Origin of the sequence: Variovorax paradoxus, from assembly GCF_024734665.1 — a bacterium.
Classification (GTDB): Bacteria; Pseudomonadota; Gammaproteobacteria; order Burkholderiales; family Burkholderiaceae_C; genus Variovorax.
In genome coordinates, this window is the sequence record NZ_CP102931.1 from 4,093,268 (window position 1) to 4,111,379 (window position 18,112).

The window sequence follows — 18,112 nt, forward strand, 5'->3', positions numbered from 1 at the left end:
GTGCGGCTTCCTCGAAGCTCATCGGCGTCACCATGGCCATACGGCGTCGAGTGGAGCCCTCCAGTCCCGAGGCTCTTCGACGAGATTCCCGCTTCGTTCGCAATTTTTCTGATTCATCATCAGCAGTGCATCGGCCAGTGGCGCAGCGCCATGACCATGCAGTCTCCCGTCTCCTCTTCTTCCATTCCCGACTCAGCACTCACGCGCGAGGAGCTGTACGAGCGCATCCGCAAGGGCTCCAAGCAGGAAGTCATCCTCGAGGAAATGCAGCGCCTCGGCTTCTGGCCTCAGGACGCAGCGCAGCCGACGGTCGAAGCGCAACTGATCCGCCGCGAAAGCGAATTGCAGACAGCCCTCTCCAAGCTCGGCGACGAACTGCGCGGCATCGAGGACCGCGACAGGGCCCTGAAGACGATGCGCCAAGAACGCATGGCCAAGGCCCGCGAACGCCGCGAGGAAACCCGCCAGCGCCTCGCACAAGGCCGCCATGCGCGCGCCGTGGCATGGCACGAGCGGCGCCAGCGCGAGCTGCTCTACGTGGGCGATGGTGTGTCGGGCGGCCTCAACGAGGCACACAGCGACAGCCAGGCACTGACCCGCAACGCCCTGCCTGCGCTGGACCACGCAGGCGACCTGGCGCAGGCTATGGGCATCGGCCTCGGCGAACTGCGCTTTCTCGCATGGCACCGCGACGTGGCAAGCGTGAGCCACTACCAGCGTTTCACCATTGCCAAGAAGAGCGGCGGCGAGCGCCACATCTCCGCGCCCATGCCGCGCATGAAGCGCGCGCAGTACTGGGTGCTCGACAACATCCTCGCGAAGATGCCGGTGCACGAGGCCGTGCACGGCTTTCTGCCGGGCCGATCGATCCTCACCAATGCCGCGCCGCACGTGGGCCAGGACGTGGTGATCAACCTCGACCTGAAAGACTTCTTTCCCTCCATCGGCATGCGCCGCGTGCGTGGCGTGTTCCGCCAGCTCGGTTATTCGTCGCAGGTGGCGAGCCTGCTGGCGCTGGTGTGCACCGAGGCACCGACCGACGAAGTACAGCTTGACGGCCGGCGCTACTTCGTCGCGCGCGGCGAACGCGTGCTGCCGCAGGGCGCCCCCACCAGCCCGATGCTGACCAACCTGCTGTGCCGCCGCCTCGACGCGCGGCTGGCCGCCAGCGCCGCCAAGCTGGGCTTTCGCTACACACGCTATGCGGACGACCTGACGTTCTCGGCCGACCCCGAGCACAGCCGCGACACCGGCAAGCTGCTGTGGCGCGTGAAGCAGATCGTGGCCAGCGAAGGCCTCACGGTGCACCCCGACAAGCAGCAAGTCATGCGCAAGCACCAGCAGCAGCATGTGACGGGCATCGTGGTGAACAACAAGCTCTCGATCGACCGCGACACCCTGCGGCGTTTTCGCGCCGTGCTGCACCAGGCGGAACGGCATGGGCCACAGGGCCTGCAATGGAACGGCAACAGCGACGTGATCGGCGCGCTGCGCGGCTACGCGAACTTCATCACGATGACCGACCCGGCGCGTGGCGAGCCGTACCTGCAGCGCGTACGTGCGCTGGCTGCCAAGCACCAACGAAGCGGTGCAGCTGCGACACTTGTGGCCCCGCAGGCCTCCCAACGCAAGCTCCCTGCAGGCGAATTCCGCAAGCAATCCGCCGCAGGCAAGGCGCCCTGGCCCGCGTGGTGGCAACCGACAGAAGCACCTGCACCGGTGCTGGAGAAAACCGCCGAGCAACTGGCGGAAGAGAAAAAAGCGCAGCGCGAAGCGGCTCGGCCACAACCGGCCAAGCCCGCAGCGCCTGCAACGGCACGCACGACCACCTCGGCACCGCCACCCGGGCAAGCCGCCGCGCAGGTGCCAAGCCTCGCCTCCCAACTCGGCTGGATCTTCAGCGTGATGCTGCAGGCCCTCTACGTTGTCAGCGTCTTCCTCGCGGGCACCAGCCCGTTGATCTGGCTGCTGACGGGCGGCGTGGCGATCAGCAACTTCGTGCAGCGCAAGCCCGGCTGGCTGCGCTTCATCGCGGCCGTCTTCGTATCTTCGCTGCTGGCGTCGATCGTGCACGGCATGAAGAACTGACGCGCTGCATGCGTCAAAACCACACGACACTTCACAGCGCGCGGCAAGCCCGCTACATTCGCTCCTTCGACAACCACACAGAAAGCGGAGGTGCGCGATGGAAGACGCTGTAATTCATGCCCCCATGCACGTGCGGTTTGTCGGGCCTCATCTGAACTGATCGTTCACGCGCCGAGCGCGTAGCCAGTCTGCCCCGCGCGGCCTCCCAGCCGTCGCGACGCCCCCAAGCCGCCCCGATTCAAACGCCGCCACCGGTACGCATGTGCCGGCGGCGCCCCGTTCATTTGTCGAATCAAGGCCAACGACCATGCTTGAAACCCGTGCCGCACCTGCGCGGCATACCGTGACCACTGTTTTCGATCCCCAGCGGGCGAGCGAAGCCGACTGGGGCAACTTCCTCGCGTACTGGCGCCTGCGCACCGAAGAAGACTTTCCCGGCGACCCCATCGCTCCCGATGCCGACACCCGGTACAACGTGCAGCGGCCCAACCCCCTGTACGTCTTTCATCGCGTGCTGGCCGTCGGCGCGCATGGCGAATTCATCGGCAGCTTGAGCGCGAGTTCTCGCCGCGAAGGCACGCCAGAGTACGAGGCGTTCGCGCCGTTCCTCGAAGCCTGGGGCGGCGTGCTGCGCCCCCACCGGCGCCGCGGCGTGGCAAGCGCGCTGCTTCGCACCTTGCTGGCGCTGATGGAGGCGCACGGCAAGTCCGTCGCGACCATCAAGGCGCACCTGCCCGAGGGCCACGCCTTCCTGCAGGCCATCGGCGCTGTCGAGAAGCATCGCACCGTCGAGAACCGCATGGCCTTCGCCAGCCTCGACTGGCAGGCACTCGCGCGCTGGCGTGCCGAAGGCTTCGCACCCGCCCACGGCCTGCGCGCCGAGGTGCACGCGGGCCGCGTGCCCTTCGAGCGGCTCGCGACGCTGATGGCGCCGCTGTCCGTGCTGCTGAACGACGCACCCACCACGAACCTCGAACGGCCGCCGCTGCGCTACGACCTGGAAGACTTTCCTCCCTGGTACGCCGACATGGACCGCCGCGGCGGCGACCACCTTCTCGTGCTGCTGCTCGACGGCGACGAAGTGGTCGCGGTGTGCGACGCCGCCTGGAACCAGCGCTTTCCCGACCGCATGCACCAGCGGCTCACGGCCGTGGCGCGCCGGTGGCGCGGCAAGGGCCTGGCCAAGGGCGTGAAGGCCACCATGCTGCAGCTCGTGCGCGAGCGCCATCCCGAGGTCGCGATGGCTTTTACCCACAACGCCGAGGTCAACGAGCCCATGCTCTCCATCAACCATCGGCTCGGCTATGCCGCGCACAGGCATGATGGGCTCTACCAGATCGGCACGGAAAGCCTGAGAACCTTCCTCCAGGAGACACGTTCATGAAAGCACCCCAGCGACTGCAGGCATTGATCGACGAAGGCCTGATCGACACCGTGGTGCGCCAGCTCATGAGCGGCAAGGAAGCCATGGTCTACGTCGTGCGCTGCGGCGACGAGACGCGCTGCGCCAAGGTCTACAAGGAGGCCGACAAGCGCAGCTTCCGCCAGGCTGTCGACTACACCGAGAACCGCCGCGTCAAGAACACCCGCGAGGCGCGCGCCATGGCCAAGGGCACGCGCTTCGGCCGACAGGTGACCGAGGCCATCTGGCAGAGCGCCGAGGTCGATGCGCTCTACCGCCTGGCCGCCGCGGGCGTGCGCGTGCCCACGCCGCACAACTTTCTCGAAGGCGTGCTGCTGATGGACCTCGTGACCGACGCCAACGGCGACGCCGCCCCGCGCCTGAATGACGTGGCCTTCTCGCCCGAAGACGCAATACGCCACCACGCCAGCCTGCTGAAGGAAGTGATGCGCATGCTGTGCGCCGGCATCGTGCACGGCGACCTCTCGGAGTTCAACGTGCTGCTGGCAGAAGACGGCCCCGTGATCATCGACCTGCCGCAGGCGGTGGACGCCGCGGGCAACAACCACGCGCGGCGCATGCTGCTGCGTGACGTCGGGAACCTGCGCGACTTCTTCGGCCAGTTCGCGCCCGCGCTGCTGCGCACGCACTACGGCGACGAGATCTGGCACCTCTACGAGCGCGGCCTGCTGCGCCCGGAGACGGAGCTGACGGGCGCGTTCGTGCACGAGACCGGCCCGGTCGACCTGCGCAACGTGCTGCGCGAGGTGGACGATGCACGCGAGGAAGAAGCGGCACGGCGCCTGCGCATGCAGACGCCGCGACAATAGCGGGCTCACGATGCCCGCCCGATGAACTCTTCCGCCCTGCGCCCGCCCCCTTCCACCACCGCACGACAGATCGCAAAGGCCGCGGCCTTCGTGGCCCTGGGCCTCGGCCCGGCGGCGATGCACGCGCACGCAGCCGGCATCCGCCTCGAGGACGATCGTGGCACCACGCTCGAACTGCAGGCGCCGGCCAAACGCATCGTGTCGCTGATGCCCTCGCTGACCGAAACCGTCTGCGCACTCGACGCCTGCGACCGGCTGGTGGGCATCGACCGCCACGCCAACTGGCCGGCGTCGGTCAAAGGGCTGCCGCAGGTGGGCGGCATCGACGACGCGAACATCGAGCGCATCGTCGCGCTCAAGCCCGACCTGGTGCTGCTGCGTCCGCGCAGCCGCGCCGCCGAGCCGCTGGAGCGCCTGGGCATCAAGGTGCTGGCGCTCGACGCCAAGACCCATGCCGACATGCGCCGCGTGATGGAAACCGTGGCCCGCGCCACAGGCAGGCCCGGCGCGGGCGAGGCCTTCTGGCGCAAGCTCGATGCGGGCCTGGACGCGGCAAAGGCCCGCGTGCCGGCCGGCTGGCAAGGCCGGCGCGTGTATTTCGAGGTACACGGAGGCATGGCCGCGGCCAGCGAAAGCTCCTTCATTGGCGAAACGCTGGCCCGCCTCGGGCTCGGCAACGCCGTGCCAGGCGCACTCGGCCCGTTTCCGAAGATGAGCCCCGAGTTCGTCGTGCGCGCCAACCCGGACGTATTGATGGTGTCAGCCCTCGGTGAAATCTCGGCCATGGCCTCGCGGCCCGGCTGGTCGGCCATGTCGGCCATCCAGCGCGGGCGCGTCTGCAGCTTTGCTTCGGCGCGCTTCGACCTGATGATGCGCCCCGGCCCGCGGCTGGACGAGGCGGCCGATGCCATCGTGGGCTGCCTGGCCTCTCTGGGCGAGCCGAAGCCCTGAATGACAGACATCGACAGCAAACACACCCACCGTTCCCTGCCCCAATGAAGCATCGCAAGCAAACCTCCTCCACGCCTTTCGTCCGGGTCGGCCCCAGCGGCGTGCACGGCCTCGGCGCCTTTGCCACGCGCGACCTGCCGGCCGAAGCCTTCCTCGGCCTGTACGAAGGCCGCCGCTACACCAAGGCCGAAATCGCCACCAAGGTCTGGGACGACCAGCTCACCTACCTGTTCACGCTGACGAACCACGAGACCATCGACGGCTCCAAGGGCGGCAACGCCACGCGCCACCTGAACCACTCGTGCGAGCCGAACTGCGAAGCGGTGGAGGAATACGACGAAGGCGGCGAACTGGTGCTCAAGTTCCAGACGCTGGTGGCGGTGGACGCGGGCGACGAGTTGTTCATCGACTACTCGCTGACGGCGGACGACGGCTCGCCGCCGTCGAAGTACCCCTGCCATTGCGGCTCGCCGGGCTGTCGGGGGACGATGCTGGCGCCTGAAGAAACCGAAGCGCCCGCCCCGTAAGCGGCCCGGCATCGACGTCAGGGCGACTCGTTCTTCAGCTTGCGCAGTTGCTCCTCGGTGCGATCGAGTTCCAGGCGAAGCGCCCGGGCTTCCTGCTCCAGCTTGTCGATGCGGGCTGCGCGGCTCTCGGCTGGCGGCGCGGTCTTGCTGCAACGCAACTGCAGCGCGCTCAATGCTTCGGCGAGCTCTCGCCGGCGCAACATCTGGCCTCGGGAACGCGCGAGATCGATGTCGCGCTCGAGCAATGCCTCCTCCGCCTGGCAAGTCGCGCCATCCGGCGGCACCGCAGGTTGTGCGAAAGCAGGCAGCGTCACGCTCAACGCAAGGACCAGGAAGCAGGTTTTGACGCTCATGCCGCACGGTAACGCAACGGCGGTGCAAAAACCGCCAATCAGCCCTACACGGTGAGGTAGCGCGCGTCCCACTGCGCGGCGAGCTGCTTGGCGCGATGCAGCGGCACTCGCGCCGCCTCGAAATCGACCACGCACGCGACATCGGCGGCCTCGGGCCGCGCGGGGCGTTCGCTGCTGCGGCCGTCGGTCAGCAGCCACAGCCAGCGCTGCCGCGTCTCGCTCTTCGCGAGCAACTGGCCGGCACGCTGCACGCCCAGCGCGAGCGGCGTGCCGCCACCGGCGGCAATCGGCGCGATCCAGTCGTCGTTCCAGGCGCTGGCGCGGCGTGGGGGCAGGCGCAGCTCGACCACCTCGCCGGCAAAGCACAGCAGCGCGACGTGGTCGCGGCGTTCGTAGGCCTCCTGCATCAGCGCGAGCAGCAGACCCTTCGCACTAGCGAGGTTGCCGTCATTGCGCATCGAGGCCGAGCAGTCGAGCAGAAAGCAGTGCAACGCACCGCTGCGCGCTTCTTGCGGGCGATGGCGCAGGTGCTCGACGCGCAGCCGGTCGGCGCCGCGTGCCACAAGGGTGCGCGGCCAGTCGAAGGCTGCGCCCTGCGGCGAGCGGCCATGCCATGCGTCCCTTTGCGAGCCCTGCCTCCGGTCACCCTGGCGTGCGCCAGCGGGTGCGGCGTCCCGGAGGCTCAGACTTTTTTTGAGGCGGCCTGCGTGCGGTCGATCAACGGGCGCAGCGGCTTCACGCGCTCGATGCCGACGGGTTCTGGCGGCATGGCGCCCCAGTCTTCGTCGCCTGCGCTGTTCGCTTCATCTTTGCCGTTACTGCTCCCGTCGAGCTTTGCGGCTCGGGGTGGGGGGGCCGGCGCTGCAGCCTCGGCCTCAGGCTTGCGCCGATGCAGCAGCACGGCCTCGGCCACGCGCTGCACGTGGTCGGTGGTGATGGCGGCTGCGCCCTCCCACGCTGCAAGAGCCCGGGCCGAGCGCAGCATCACGAGATCGGCTCGCAAGCCATCGACGCCGGATGCGATGCACAGCGCACCGACCGCCTCGTGCACCGCATCGCCATACGGCAGCGCCGCTGCATCTGCCACGAGCACCCGCGCGCGGATCAGCGCAGCCGCCAGCTCGGCCTCTTCCTGCGCGTGCTTCGCACGAAAGCCCTGCGGATCGGCATCGAAGGCCAGCCGCGCACGCACGATGGCCTGCCGCTCTGCCGCGTCCCCGATGTTGCGCAATTGCACGCACAGGCCGAAGCGGTCGAGCAGTTGCGGGCGCAGCGTGCCCTCTTCCGGGTTCATGGTGCCGACCAGCACGAAGCGCGCCGCGTGCCGGTGCGAGATGCCATCGCGCTCCACCACGTTGACGCCGCTGGCCGCTGCATCGAGCAGCGAGTCAATCAGCGCGTCGGGCAGCAGGTTGATTTCGTCCACGTACAGCACGCCACCATGCGCGCGCGCCAGCAGGCCGGGCGCGAACTTGAGCTCGTGGCCGGCGAGCGCCTGCCCGAGGTCCAGCGTGCCGACGAGGCTTTCGAGGCTCGCACCCAGCGGCAGCGTGACGAAGGGAGCACCCGGCAGCAGCTCGGCCAGCGCACGCGCGGCCGTGGTCTTGGCCGTGCCGCGCGGCCCTTCGATCAGCACACCGCCCAAGCCGGGATCGACAGCGGCCAGCAGCAGCGCCTGGCGCAGATGCGGCTGGCCCGCTATCGCGGCAAAGGGAAAAGGCACCGGCATCGGGGCGGCAGTGGTCATCGCAGGCTTCCTTCCATCTGCTGCTCGTGGTCGAGCAACAGGTTTTCCAATTGGTTCTTGTAGTCGCCGGGCGACTGCCACAGGCCGCGCTGCATGGCTTCGAGCAAACGGCTGAGCATGTCGTGCAGCGCGCGCGGATTGTGTTCACTCACGAAGTCACGCGTGGCTTCGTCGAGCACGTAGGCGTCGGCCACCATCGCGTACTGGTGGTCGCCGACCACGCGCGCTGTGGCGTCGAAACCGAAGAGGTAATCGACCGTCGCGGCCATCTCGAAGGCGCCCTTGTAGCCGTGGCGCTTCACGCCGTCGATCCATTTGGGGTTGACCACGCGCGAGCGGATGACGCGGCTGATTTCTTCCTTCAGCGTGCGCACACGCGGCGCCTGCGGGTTGCCGTGGTCGCCGTGGTACATGGCGGGCTGCCGGCCGCTCAGGTGGCGCACGGCAGCGACCATCCCGCCCTGGAACTGGTAGTAATCGTTGGAGTCGAGCAGGTCGTGCTCGCGGCTGTCCTGGTTCTGCATGACGACGTTCATGGCGCGCAGGCGGCGCACCAACGCATCGGTGGCGGGCACGCCGTCGCTGCCCTGGCCGTAGGCGTGAGCGCTGCCTCCGACATAGGCCTTCGACAGGTCGTCGTCGGTCTGCCAGTCGCCGTGGTCGAACAAGGGCTGCAGGCCAGATCCGTAGCTGCCGGGCGCGGAGCCAAACACGCGCCAGCCGGCCTGCGTGCGCGCGTCCTCCGGCGAAGCGCCCTGCGCTTCCAGCGCGGCCGCCTCGCGGAGGATGCGCGCGCGAATCGGGTTGCGCTCGGCGTCTTCGTCTTCCTGCGCGGCGACGGCCTGCACGGCCGCATCGAACATCTGCACGGCGTTGGGAAAGGCGTCGCGGAAGAAGCCCGAGATGCGCAGCGTCACGTCGATGCGCGGACGGCCGAGGCCGACCGTGGGCAGCACCTCGAAATCGACCACGCGCTGGCTGCCCGGCGCCCACTTGGGCCGCACGCCGATGAGCGCGAAGGCCTGCGCCAGATCGTCGCCGCCGGTACGCATGGTGGCCGTGCCCCAAACCGACAGGCCCATGGCCACCGGATAGTCGCCGTGCTCCTGCATGTGCCGCTCGACCAACTGCGCGGCCGACTTGAGGCCGAGCATCCACGCGGTGGGTGTTGGGATGGCGCGCGTATCGACCGCGTAGAAGTTGCGGCCGGTAGGCAACACGTCGGGCCGGCCGCGCGAAGGCGAACCGCTCGGGCCCGGCGGCACGAAGCGGCCTTGCAGGGCGCGGGAGAGTTGCAGCAACTCTTGCGCGCCGCAGGCATCGAGTGCGGGCGCCAGGCTTTGCGCGATGCGGCCCATCACAGCGGCGGTCTTCGGCAGTTCGGGTGGGCATGCGCCCTCTTCCAGCAGGCGCTGCGCCAGCAGTTCCAGCCGCTCGCGCGTGTCGCCCTGATGCCGCCATGCTTCGGCGCTCACCGATTGCAGCAGCGCAGGACGCGCGCCCTGCCATGGCCGGGCCGCGTCGATGTCGAGCGGGTCGAAGGCATCGGCCAGCAGCAGGTCTTGCGACAGCGCGCCGAGCAGCCCGGCATTCGCACCCGCGCCATCGGCAGCCGGATAGCGCGCCAGCGCCAGCAGCGTGTCGCGCCGCAGCCGCTCGCTGGGCGAGGCGCCGAACACATGCAGCCCGTCGCGGATCTGCGTTTCCTTCAGCTCGCACAGGTAGGCATCCACGCGCGCGAGCACCGCATCGTCTTCCGCGCCCGGCATGCCCAGCTCCTCGACCAGATGCTGCGCGCGCACCGCCGCGAGGATCTGCGCGCGCAGCACCTTTGCGCGGCGAGCGTCGACCAGCAGTGCGTCGTAGTACTCGTCGACCTGCCGCTCCAGGTCCTGCATCGGCCCATGGTTCTCGGCGCGCGTGAGTGGCGGCATCAGGTGGTCGACGATGACCGCCTGCGTGCGCCGCTTGGCCTGCGCGCCCTCGCCCGGATCGTTGACGATGAAGGGGTACACGTTGGGCAGCGGCCCGAGGATGGCGTCGGGCCAGCAAGTCTGCGACAGCGCGATGCTCTTGCCCGGCAGCCATTCGAGGTTGCCGTGCTTGCCCACATGCACCACCGCATCGATGGCGAAAGCCTCGCGCAGCCAGAAATAGAAAGCGAGATAGCTGTGCGGCGGCACCAGCTCCGCGTCGTGATAGCTCGCGTAGTCGGCCGCACCCAGCGTGCCCAGTGCACGCGCAGGCTGGATGCCGACGAACACGCGGCCCAGCCGCAGGCCGGCGATCATGAAGCGGCTGTTTCGCACCATCGGGTCTTGTTCGGGTGGGCCCCAGCGCGCGTCGATGGCCGCCGCCATGCCGTCGGGCAGCTTCGCCAGGCATGCGCGGTACTCGGCCAGCCCGTAGCTCTGCCACGCCGGCCGCGCGGCCCATTGCGCGGGATCGTTCGCGATGCCTTCCTGCAGCTTGCGCATCAGCGCATCGCCATCGGCGGGCATCGCGCTAGGTTCGCCCAGCGCATAGCCCTCGGCCGCCATCGCACGCAAGATCGCCATCACCGAGGCCGGTGTGTCCAGCCCCACGCCGCTGCCGATGCGTCCTTCGCTGCCCGGGTAGTTCGCAAGGATCAGCGCGATGCGCTTCTCACCGGCGCGCAGGCTGCGCAGCCGGCACCAGCGGCGCGCCAGCTCGGCCACGAAGGCGATGCGGTCGGGCTCGGGCTGGTAGTTCACCACCTCGGTCTGCGTGAGTTCGCAGCGATGCGACAGGCCCTTGAAGCTCACGGCACGCGTGATGATGCGGCCGTCCATCTCGGGCAGCGCGATCTGCATGGCGATGTCGCGCGGGCGCAGGCCCTGGCTGTCGGCCAGCCAGTCCTCGCGGTTGCCGCCGCTCACGATCACCTGCAACACCGGTGCGTCGCCGGCCAGCGCGATGCCTTCGCCCTCTTCGTTCTGCGCGCCCTGCCCCAGTGCCGCGAAGGCCGTGGTGTTGAGCACAAGCTGCACGTCATGCTCGGCGCACAACTCGCGCAGCGTGGACAGGCACAGCGGGTCTTTCAGCGAATCGAGCGCGACCGGCAGCGGGTTGAGCCCCTGCGCGCTCAATGCGGCGGCGAGCGCATCGAACGCCACCGTGTTGCCCGAGAGCAGATGCGAGCGATAGAACACCAGCGCCACCACCGGCGCGCCCGCATGCCACCCGGCACGCAGGTCATCGATGCCGGCCACGGTGTGCGCCGCGTCAATACCGCGCGGCACATGCAACGCAACCTGCGGCAGGCTGCGCGGCGGCAGCGGCGCCTCGCCATGGCCCAGCCCGTGGAAAGCCACCGCGCGCAAAAACTGCATCGCATTGCCCGCCCCGCCGCTGCGCATGTACTGCCAGAGCCGACGGCTCACCGCACGCGGCGCCGTGCTGCGCGCGAGCAGGTCTTCATCTTCCTGCAGGTCGCCGGAGAACATGGCGAGCTGCTGGCCCTTGCGCTTCGCGAGCTTTTCGAGCTGCTGCAGGCCGTAGGCCCAGGCCGATTCCGCGCCTAGGTGATCGACCACCACCACGCGCGCATGCTGCAGCACTTCGTCGATGTACAAGTCGAGCGAGGCCGGCTGGCGCAGGTGCATCAGGTTGGCCAGCCGCAACGACGGGTAGCCGGGGTCTGTGGCCGCCAGCGCCGTGCGCCCCGCAGCGAGCAGCGCGAGCGTGGTGTCGGCCGAGCTGAGCACCACGATGTCGCCCGGCGTCTGGTCGAGACGGGTAACGACGCTGTCGTCTTCGACGAAGCGACCGGGCTGGGTGCTCAGCAGGTGCATGCGTTCAGGCCATCAGGCGGCGAATCAGGCTGCGACCGCGCTCACCTCTTCCAGCGCCTTGCGCAGCACTGCCTCGTCGAGGTCTTCACCGATGAACACGAGCCGCGTGCGCTGCGCCTCGCCATCGCGCCAGCGGCGGTCGAAATGGTGGTCGAAGCGGCGGCCCACGCCCTGCACCAGGAGCCGCATCGGCTTGCCCGGAATGGCGACGAAGCCCTTCACGCGGTAGATGGTGTGCTGCTCGACCAGCTTGCCCAGCACGGCGAGCAGGCCGTCACGGTCCACGGGCGGCAGCTCGATCACGAGTGAGTCGAACTCGTCGTGGTCGTGGTCTTCCTCGTGGTCGTGATGGCTTTCGCGCAGGTGGATGGTGGCCTCGGCGGCACGCCCCTGGCCCAACAGCAGCGCGAGCGGCAGCCTGCCTTCGGTGGCAGCGACGATCTTGACTTCGGGCGGCAGCTCTTCGCGCACCAGCGCCTCGACCTTGGCGCGCGCGGCGTCGTCCATCAGGTCGGTCTTGTTGAGCACCACGAGGTCGGCGGCCGAGAGCTGGTCTTCGAACAGCTCGTGCAGCGGCGATTCGTGGTCGAGGTTGGGGTCAGCGCGGCGCGCTTCGTCGACAGCCTCGGGGTTCTCGGCGAACTGGCCCGAGGCGGCGGCCGGGCCGTCTACCACCGTGACCACCGAGTCCACGGTGAAGATGTTGGCGATGTCCGGCCACTGGAAGGCCTGCACCAGCGGCTTGGGCAATGCGAGACCCGAGGTTTCGATGATCACGGCATCGATGTCGCCGCGGCGCTCGGCCAGTTGCAGCATCACGGGCAGGAACTCTTCCTGCACGGTGCAACAGACGCAGCCGTTGGCCAGTTCGTAGAGTGCGCCTTCGCGCTCGTTGCCCTCGTCGTCGCAACCGATGCCGCAGCCGCGAAGAATCTCGCCGTCGATGCCGAGCTCGCCGAACTCGTTGACGATCACCGCGATGCGGCGGCCCTCGGCATTGCCGAGGATGTGGCGCAGCAGCGTGGTCTTGCCGCTGCCGAGGAAGCCCGTGACGATGGTGACGGGAATCTTGGCGTTGCTTGCTTGTGTCATGGAAGATGTTCTTTCAGGCGCGCAAGCGCCCGTGCCGCTCCCCGAGGCAGCACCTCGTGAGCGCGGCGATGCATTGGTTGAATCAGACGGCGCTGTACAGGCGGCGCTCCACGAAGGCCGTGCCCTGCAGACGACGCCAGGCCTTTGCGGCGGCCAACACGCCCAGGTCGACCAGCGGCTCGACAAGCACGACGGTCATGTAGGCAGCGCCGAAGCTGGCGATCTGGCTCAGGTTCTCGAGCCCGGTGCCGCGTCCGTAGAGCGCCCAGAAACCGACCCAGACAACGATGCCGCCCTGGTAGGCCACCGAAAGCTTGAATGCCTGCTGGTAGCTGATGTCCACGTAGGCCAGGTTCTGGGGAATGATCCGTCGTGCCAGCGCGACAGTCGCGAACAGGGGCACCAGCAAGGTGGTGACGTTCATGCCGTACTGCGGCACATCCTGCGGTTCGAAGAACAGGCCCTGGATGAGCAATCCGCCCGCCAGGCCGATGGCCGCAGGCGCCAACCCGAACACCAGCAGCAGGGTCGTGCCCAGAATCAGGTGCACCTCGGACACGCCCACCGGGTGATGCGGCAACACTTCGAAGAAGCAGAACACCAGCGCAATGGCAATGACCGAGCGCAGCGCCAGGGCGGCAAGGCCGTCCTTCACAGCCGTATCGAAGGCCACCTTGCCTGTGTAGGCGAGAGCAGCTGCCGCCGTGGCGTAGCTGAGGAAGATCTTGGATCCGTCGACGAGACCTGGTTCGATGTGCATCGAGCACCTCCTGAAATGCACCGCAGTGCGAAAGTTGATTGTTGGTTCATGGGCCTGCTTGCGCAAGCCCCTTCGATACGGCCGACGGCCGGGGCTTGCGCCGCAGCCGTCGCCAGCCGATCACGACGCCGCTGGCCGAGGCCACGGCGCCGACGATGGAAAGCAGCCACACCACGAGATCCCAGGCCGGCCGGTACTGGATGAGCCAGGGAAAGTCGAGGCTGTGCGCCGCGTTGAAGAGCCAGCGGCGCAGCCGCGAGTTGCTGTCGTTGCTGCCGGCAACCTGGCCGCTGGCCGGGTCGATGTAGATCCAGCTGCGCGCGGGGTCGTCGAACTGCAGCCGCCACACGGGCACGATGCGCTCGCGGTGGTGGCCATACCAGTGGAAGTCTTCGCGGGTCTGCAGCGTGGCCTGGGTGATGGCGCCGGGCCGCAGGCGGGCGGCGGCGCGCAGGATGTCGTCCTTGCCGATGACGGCGGGGCCGCCGGTGGCCGCATCGACCACCCGCACGTGCGCCTTCGAGTCGCGCAACTGCAGCAGCGGCTTGCCGTCGAACCACAGCAGCACGGCCTCGCGCGGTGCGGCGTCGCCCTCGCCTGACGGCAGCACCGCTGGCGGCCAGGGGAACGGCGAGGTGTCGGCACCCGTGTAGCGCGCCATCGCCACCGCATCGCCCGGCCCGCGCTGGAACCAGCCATTGGGGTTCATCGACAGCCAGCCGCTGATGATCCACGTCAGCACGAAGAAGCCGCCGATCAGCCCCGCGATGTGGTGCCACGCCATCCACCCGCTGTACGGCGTGACCGCGCCATTGCGAAACCTGCGCCGCAGGCGCACCCGCAGGATGCCGATGACGATGCCCGTCACGGCCGAGACGATGCATGCCGCCGATAGCCACACCACCACGTCGTGCCACAGCGGCGGATCGGCGCGCAACGGTGTGAAGTAGATCCAGTGCGGCACGGAGCCCAGCCAGTTCCAGAAGCGCTCCGAGCGCGTGGTGTCGCGCACCACTTCGCCGTTGCGCTGCGACACGTACAGCTCGGTGCCGGCCGCGTCGCCGACCTCGATGCGGTGCAACGGGCGCAGCGGGTTCAGGCCCTGCGGCACGGTCCACTGGTCGCGCTCCAGCGTCTCGGCCCAGTGCGCACTCACATGGCCCGAAAAAGCCCGCGCGATGGCTTCGGCTTGCGCTGCATCGACCGGGCCGGGCACATGGCCATCGCGCGCCGAGACCGTGTGCCGGCCGCCGCTCGCATCGACGATGCGCCACACGGGCTCGGCGTTGATGCCGCCCTGCATCTCCAGCACCATGCGCCGCGGCGGTTGTGCGCGGTCGGCCTGTGGCAGCGCATCAAGTGCAGCGGTTGGCGACACCGCAGCCTGCTCGAAGCGCAGCGGCGCCAGACCTGCGAGCCGCTCTTCGTCCGTGAGGTTGGGATACCCCACGTACATCATCACGACGCCCGAGACGAACCACATGACGAACAGCAGGCAGCCGCCAATGCCCAGCCACCGGTGCGTCCAGTAGAGCCAGTGCCGGATGCCCGGCCAGGCGCGGCGCCATGCGGAAGTCATGAGAACGTCGCTCAGAAGTTGACCAGAGCCGAAAGCTCGAACGAACGCGGACGGCCCAGCAGCCACTGGTTGCCGCCGTTCGAGAACGACACCGCATAGCGGCGGTCGGCCAGGTTGTAGGCACGCAGCGCAAGCTTGAGCGACGGGCTGGCCTGCCAGCTCACGCCCGCGTCGGCCACCGTGTAGGAGCCGATCTTGCGCGAATTGGCCGAGTCGACCTGGCGCGGCCCGACGTAGCGCACGCCGAAATCGGCCTCCCACTGCGGCAGGAAGCGCCAGTTGAGCCAGAGGTTCGCAGCCTCTTCGGGCACGCCTGTGGGCGTGTTGCCCGCACGCGAGACCAGGCGCCCGCTGACGACTTCGTTGAAGTCGTCGTAGCGCGCGCGCAGCTTGGCCACGTTGGCTTCGAGCCGCAGCGTCGAAGTCAGCGCCAGGTCGAGCGTGGCCTCGATGCCTTCGGACGACTGCTTGCCGATCTGCTGGGTGATGGTCGGATCGGTCGTGTCGCGCGAGAGCAGCTTGGTCTTCTCGATGCGGTAGGCGGCTACGGTCCAGGCACCGCGGTTGTCGGCCAGCTGGCGCTTGTAGCCGACCTCGACCTGCCGGCCGGTGCTGAGCTCGAACGGCACCTGCGTGGCCGAAGTGGTGATGAGCGAGGTCAGCGGGTCGGCCGCGCGCGCCACCTGTGCGTAGAACGACTGCGACGCATCGGGCGCGTACACCACGCCGAGGCGGCCGGTGGCGTACTCGAAGGTCTTGCCGAGGTTGTTGGCCGCGTTCTGCAGGTCGGTGCGCACCACCTTGGCATGGTCCCAGCGCAGGCTGCCCACCACCGACCACTGCTCGTTGAAGGCCAGCTTGTCTTCGGTGAAAAAGGCGTAGGTGTCGGTCTTGGTCCGGTAGCGCGGCGTGTAGGCCACGGGCGAGACGTAGTAGCCGGGGTTGAAGACGAAGGGGTCGACCACCGAGCGCCCGCCATAGGGCGAATCGTTGCTGTGCTGGAAGTTGATGTGGTTCGCGTCGAAGCCCACCAGCACCTGGTTGGCCAGGCCGAACAGGCTGTGCTTGAAGGTGGCGTCGGTGCGGTTGCCGATCTGCTCCTGGTCGTGGCCAATCTCCAGGTAGTCGCCGCGCGTCACGCGGCGCGTGGTGGCGTTGTAGGTGTAGGTCTCGCTGTCGCGCCAGTGGCGCTTGCTCTCCAGCCGGTAGAGCTGGTTGCGCACGGTAACGGCATCGTTGGGCGTCCATTGGGCGTCGAGCCGGGTCCACTTGTCGCGGTACTTGATTTCCGAATCGTCGACGTTGTAGTTCTGGCGCAGCGTCTGGCTGCTCAGGCGGCCATCGATCAGCGGCACGCCGAAGTAGCGCTGCGGCGACTGCCGGCCCTCGTCGTGCGACAGCGTGAACTGCAGCTGCGGCGACACGTCGAGCCGCACGGCCGCGCCCACGGCCAGGCTCTCGGCCTGCCCGCGCTGCATGAAGCCGTCGGTCTGACGGTGGCTGATGTCGAAGCGGTAAGAGAGCTTGTCGTTGATCGCCCCGCCGCTGCCAAAGGCCACCTGGCGGGTGGCGTCGGAGCCCATCGTGACCAGCGCCTCGTTCTGGATCGGGCCGCGCGTGGGCTTCTTGGGCACCACGTTGATGGCGCCGCCGATGGCGCCCTCGCCGTACATCACCGAGGCCGCGCCGCGCAGCACTTCGATGCGGTCGACCGACCAGGTGTCGAACGGGAATGTGACGGTGCCTGCGCCCGCGTAGAGGCGCGTGCCGTCGAAGAGCTGCATCACCGAGCCGTGGCCCGAAAAACCGCGCGCCACCATCGCGGTGCCGCCATTACCGGGGCCGGGCGTGCCGGTGATGCCGGTGGCGCGGGTGGCGGCATCGACCACCGAGACGTCGCCGCGTGCGCGGATGGTGTCGCCCGTCAGCACTTCGATGCTGGCCGGCGTTTCCAGCGGCGTGAGGCCCAGGCGGCTGCCGGTGTGCGAGGGCTCGTCGATGGCCAACGGGGTATGCCGCTCGGCCTCGACCTGCACCGGCTTGAGGGTCTGGCTGCTGCTGGCTGTTTCACCCGACAACTGCGCGAAGACCGCGGAAGGCCCGAAAACCAGCCCCAGACCCAGTGAAAGACCCGAAAGGCGTGCCCAACGCAGCGGCGCGCCCGTGCGATCGCGCGCTGGCGATGCATGACCCATGTGACTTCTCCTCCGACCTGCGTCCCCGCAGGCTCCTGACCGATAAAGGACGCAGCGGAAGAGGCGAAGGGACTGCAACGGTACGCGCGAGCGCGAAGCGGTGGCAGGCCCGGACCCGCACTCCCGCAGCGTCCGAAGGCGGTTGCGAAGGCCGGTATCCGGGCTTGCGGAGCGCCGCGGCGTGCCAGTCAATCAATGAATGGATGCACACCGCGGCCGAAACCCTCGCCTTCCCACGCCGAAGCGCAGTGGCTGCCCATGCCGTCGAGGGGGCATGAGCGTGAGGGTTTCCAGATCCGCTGACCGTTGCGGGGGCAGCGCAGGAGTTGCAGCGTCAATCGATCAAGAATGAACGACGCGGCGCACCTGCTTCCCGTTTAACCCCGTGGCCATGAGATGGCGTACGGGGCACCTTCGAACCGTATTGCCTGGCGCGATTAATAAGAATTAACACACCAGAACGGCGGGATTATAGGGAGAGGCCTTCCGCCGAAGGCCTCGGATGGGCCTCTGATGGGCCTCAGGCAGGCCTTCCGTCGGGTCCGAACAGCCTCCGCATCACGGCCACGCCCGCCACCAGCGCGTTCGAATAGGTGGCATAGGGATCGTGGGCGGCCTCCAGCGGCATGTAGACGTGGGAGGTTTCGCCAGGCGTGTCGTCGACCGCCTCCATCAGCACCCAATAGAACTCGCCCGCCTCCAGTTCATGGACGGTGAGCGCGATATTTCTGGATGAGGACATGGAGGTGAGAGTGGCCGACAGGGTTGTCGGT

Annotated in this window: 14 protein-coding genes and 1 riboswitch; of the genes, 5 read left to right on the top strand and 9 right to left on the bottom strand. The window is 68.4% G+C overall.

Going from position 1 to position 18,112, the window contains the following annotated elements:
- Positions 1 to 150 precede the first annotated feature (150 nt).
- The 5 genes from NWF24_RS19445 (at position 151) to NWF24_RS19465 (ending at position 5,798) form a co-directional block, all read left to right on the top strand.
- On the top strand, positions 151 to 2,088 hold the full coding sequence (locus NWF24_RS19445; RefSeq protein WP_258349953.1) for a reverse transcriptase family protein: 1,938 nt from the start codon (positions 151 to 153) through the stop codon (positions 2,086 to 2,088).
- 307 nt (positions 2,089 to 2,395) lie between these two features.
- Positions 2,396 to 3,472: a GNAT family N-acetyltransferase gene (locus tag NWF24_RS19450; protein WP_258349954.1), complete on the top strand. Its 1,077-nt coding sequence runs from the start codon at positions 2,396 to 2,398 to the stop codon at positions 3,470 to 3,472.
- Complete coding sequence (locus NWF24_RS19455) at positions 3,469 to 4,320, top strand: PA4780 family RIO1-like protein kinase (RefSeq protein ID WP_093052559.1); 852 nt, start codon at positions 3,469 to 3,471, stop codon at positions 4,318 to 4,320. Before NWF24_RS19450 ends, NWF24_RS19455 begins: the two co-directional genes overlap by 4 nt.
- 21 nt (positions 4,321 to 4,341) lie before the next feature.
- Entirely contained in the window at positions 4,342 to 5,271 is a 930-nt protein-coding gene (locus NWF24_RS19460) for an ABC transporter substrate-binding protein (RefSeq protein ID WP_258349955.1), read from the top strand.
- Positions 5,272 to 5,315: 44 nt separating this feature from the next.
- Positions 5,316 to 5,798, top strand: coding sequence for an SET domain-containing protein (locus NWF24_RS19465; RefSeq protein ID WP_258349956.1), 483 nt, complete (start codon positions 5,316 to 5,318; stop codon positions 5,796 to 5,798).
- Between the two features lie 17 nt (positions 5,799 to 5,815).
- Here NWF24_RS19465 and NWF24_RS19470 read toward each other — a convergent pair whose 3' ends face one another.
- From NWF24_RS19470 to NWF24_RS19510, 9 genes are all read right to left on the bottom strand, one after another.
- A complete protein-coding gene (locus tag NWF24_RS19470) occupies positions 5,816 to 6,112 on the bottom strand; it encodes a DUF1090 family protein (protein WP_258355320.1) in 297 nt (98 codons plus the stop codon).
- An 83-nt stretch (positions 6,113 to 6,195) separates the two neighbouring features.
- Positions 6,196 to 6,714 (bottom strand): vWA domain-containing protein, encoded by a 519-nt coding sequence (locus NWF24_RS19475; protein WP_258349957.1) that lies wholly within the window; start codon positions 6,712 to 6,714, stop codon positions 6,196 to 6,198.
- 119 nt (positions 6,715 to 6,833) lie between these two features.
- Positions 6,834 to 7,898: an ATP-binding protein gene (locus NWF24_RS19480; protein WP_258349958.1), complete on the bottom strand. Its 1,065-nt coding sequence runs from the start codon at positions 7,896 to 7,898 to the stop codon at positions 6,834 to 6,836.
- Positions 7,895 to 11,713: a cobaltochelatase subunit CobN gene (gene cobN, locus NWF24_RS19485; protein WP_258349959.1), complete on the bottom strand. Its 3,819-nt coding sequence runs from the start codon at positions 11,711 to 11,713 to the stop codon at positions 7,895 to 7,897. The genes NWF24_RS19480 and cobN overlap by 4 nt, the downstream gene beginning before the upstream one ends.
- A gap of 24 nt (positions 11,714 to 11,737) precedes the next feature.
- Positions 11,738 to 12,805 carry a cobalamin biosynthesis protein CobW gene (gene cobW, locus NWF24_RS19490; protein WP_093176521.1) on the bottom strand — a complete coding sequence of 356 codons (1,068 nt, stop codon included), beginning with the start codon at positions 12,803 to 12,805 and terminating at the stop codon, positions 11,738 to 11,740.
- Between the two features lie 82 nt (positions 12,806 to 12,887).
- A complete protein-coding gene (locus NWF24_RS19495) occupies positions 12,888 to 13,565 on the bottom strand; it encodes an energy-coupling factor ABC transporter permease (protein WP_258349960.1) in 678 nt (225 codons plus the stop codon).
- A gap of 46 nt (positions 13,566 to 13,611) precedes the next feature.
- Complete coding sequence (locus NWF24_RS19500) at positions 13,612 to 15,144, bottom strand: PepSY domain-containing protein (RefSeq protein ID WP_258349961.1); 1,533 nt, start codon at positions 15,142 to 15,144, stop codon at positions 13,612 to 13,614.
- Positions 15,145 to 15,155: 11 nt separating this feature from the next.
- A complete protein-coding gene (locus NWF24_RS19505) occupies positions 15,156 to 17,339 on the bottom strand; it encodes a TonB-dependent receptor (RefSeq protein WP_258349962.1) in 2,184 nt (727 codons plus the stop codon).
- A gap of 132 nt (positions 17,340 to 17,471) precedes the next feature.
- Positions 17,472 to 17,769, bottom strand: a riboswitch (cobalamin riboswitch).
- A gap of 90 nt (positions 17,770 to 17,859) precedes the next feature.
- Entirely contained in the window at positions 17,860 to 18,081 is a 222-nt protein-coding gene (locus tag NWF24_RS19510; RefSeq protein ID WP_258349963.1) for a hypothetical protein, read from the bottom strand.
- Positions 18,082 to 18,112: the final 31 nt, after the last annotated feature.

Bases quoted from the DNA above. Each gene is read 5' to 3' on its own strand.
- NWF24_RS19445 (WP_258349953.1), top strand. From the start codon at position 151: ATGACCATGCAGTCTCCCGTCTCCTCTTCTTCCATTCCCGACTCAGCA.
- NWF24_RS19450 (WP_258349954.1), top strand. From the start codon at position 2,396: ATGCTTGAAACCCGTGCCGCACCTGCGCGGCATACCGTGACCACTGTT.
- NWF24_RS19455 (WP_093052559.1), top strand. From the start codon at position 3,469: ATGAAAGCACCCCAGCGACTGCAGGCATTGATCGACGAAGGCCTGATC.
- NWF24_RS19460 (WP_258349955.1), top strand. From the start codon at position 4,342: ATGAACTCTTCCGCCCTGCGCCCGCCCCCTTCCACCACCGCACGACAG.
- NWF24_RS19465 (WP_258349956.1), top strand. From the start codon at position 5,316: ATGAAGCATCGCAAGCAAACCTCCTCCACGCCTTTCGTCCGGGTCGGC.
- NWF24_RS19480 (WP_258349958.1), bottom strand. From the start codon at position 7,898: ATGACCACTGCCGCCCCGATGCCGGTGCCTTTTCCCTTTGCCGCGATA.
- cobN (WP_258349959.1), bottom strand. From the start codon at position 11,713: ATGCACCTGCTGAGCACCCAGCCCGGTCGCTTCGTCGAAGACGACAGC.
- cobW (WP_093176521.1), bottom strand. From the start codon at position 12,805: ATGACACAAGCAAGCAACGCCAAGATTCCCGTCACCATCGTCACGGGC.
- NWF24_RS19495 (WP_258349960.1), bottom strand. From the start codon at position 13,565: ATGCACATCGAACCAGGTCTCGTCGACGGATCCAAGATCTTCCTCAGC.
- NWF24_RS19500 (WP_258349961.1), bottom strand. From the start codon at position 15,144: ATGACTTCCGCATGGCGCCGCGCCTGGCCGGGCATCCGGCACTGGCTC.
- NWF24_RS19505 (WP_258349962.1), bottom strand. From the start codon at position 17,339: ATGGGTCATGCATCGCCAGCGCGCGATCGCACGGGCGCGCCGCTGCGT.
- NWF24_RS19510 (WP_258349963.1), bottom strand. From the start codon at position 18,081: ATGTCCTCATCCAGAAATATCGCGCTCACCGTCCATGAACTGGAGGCG.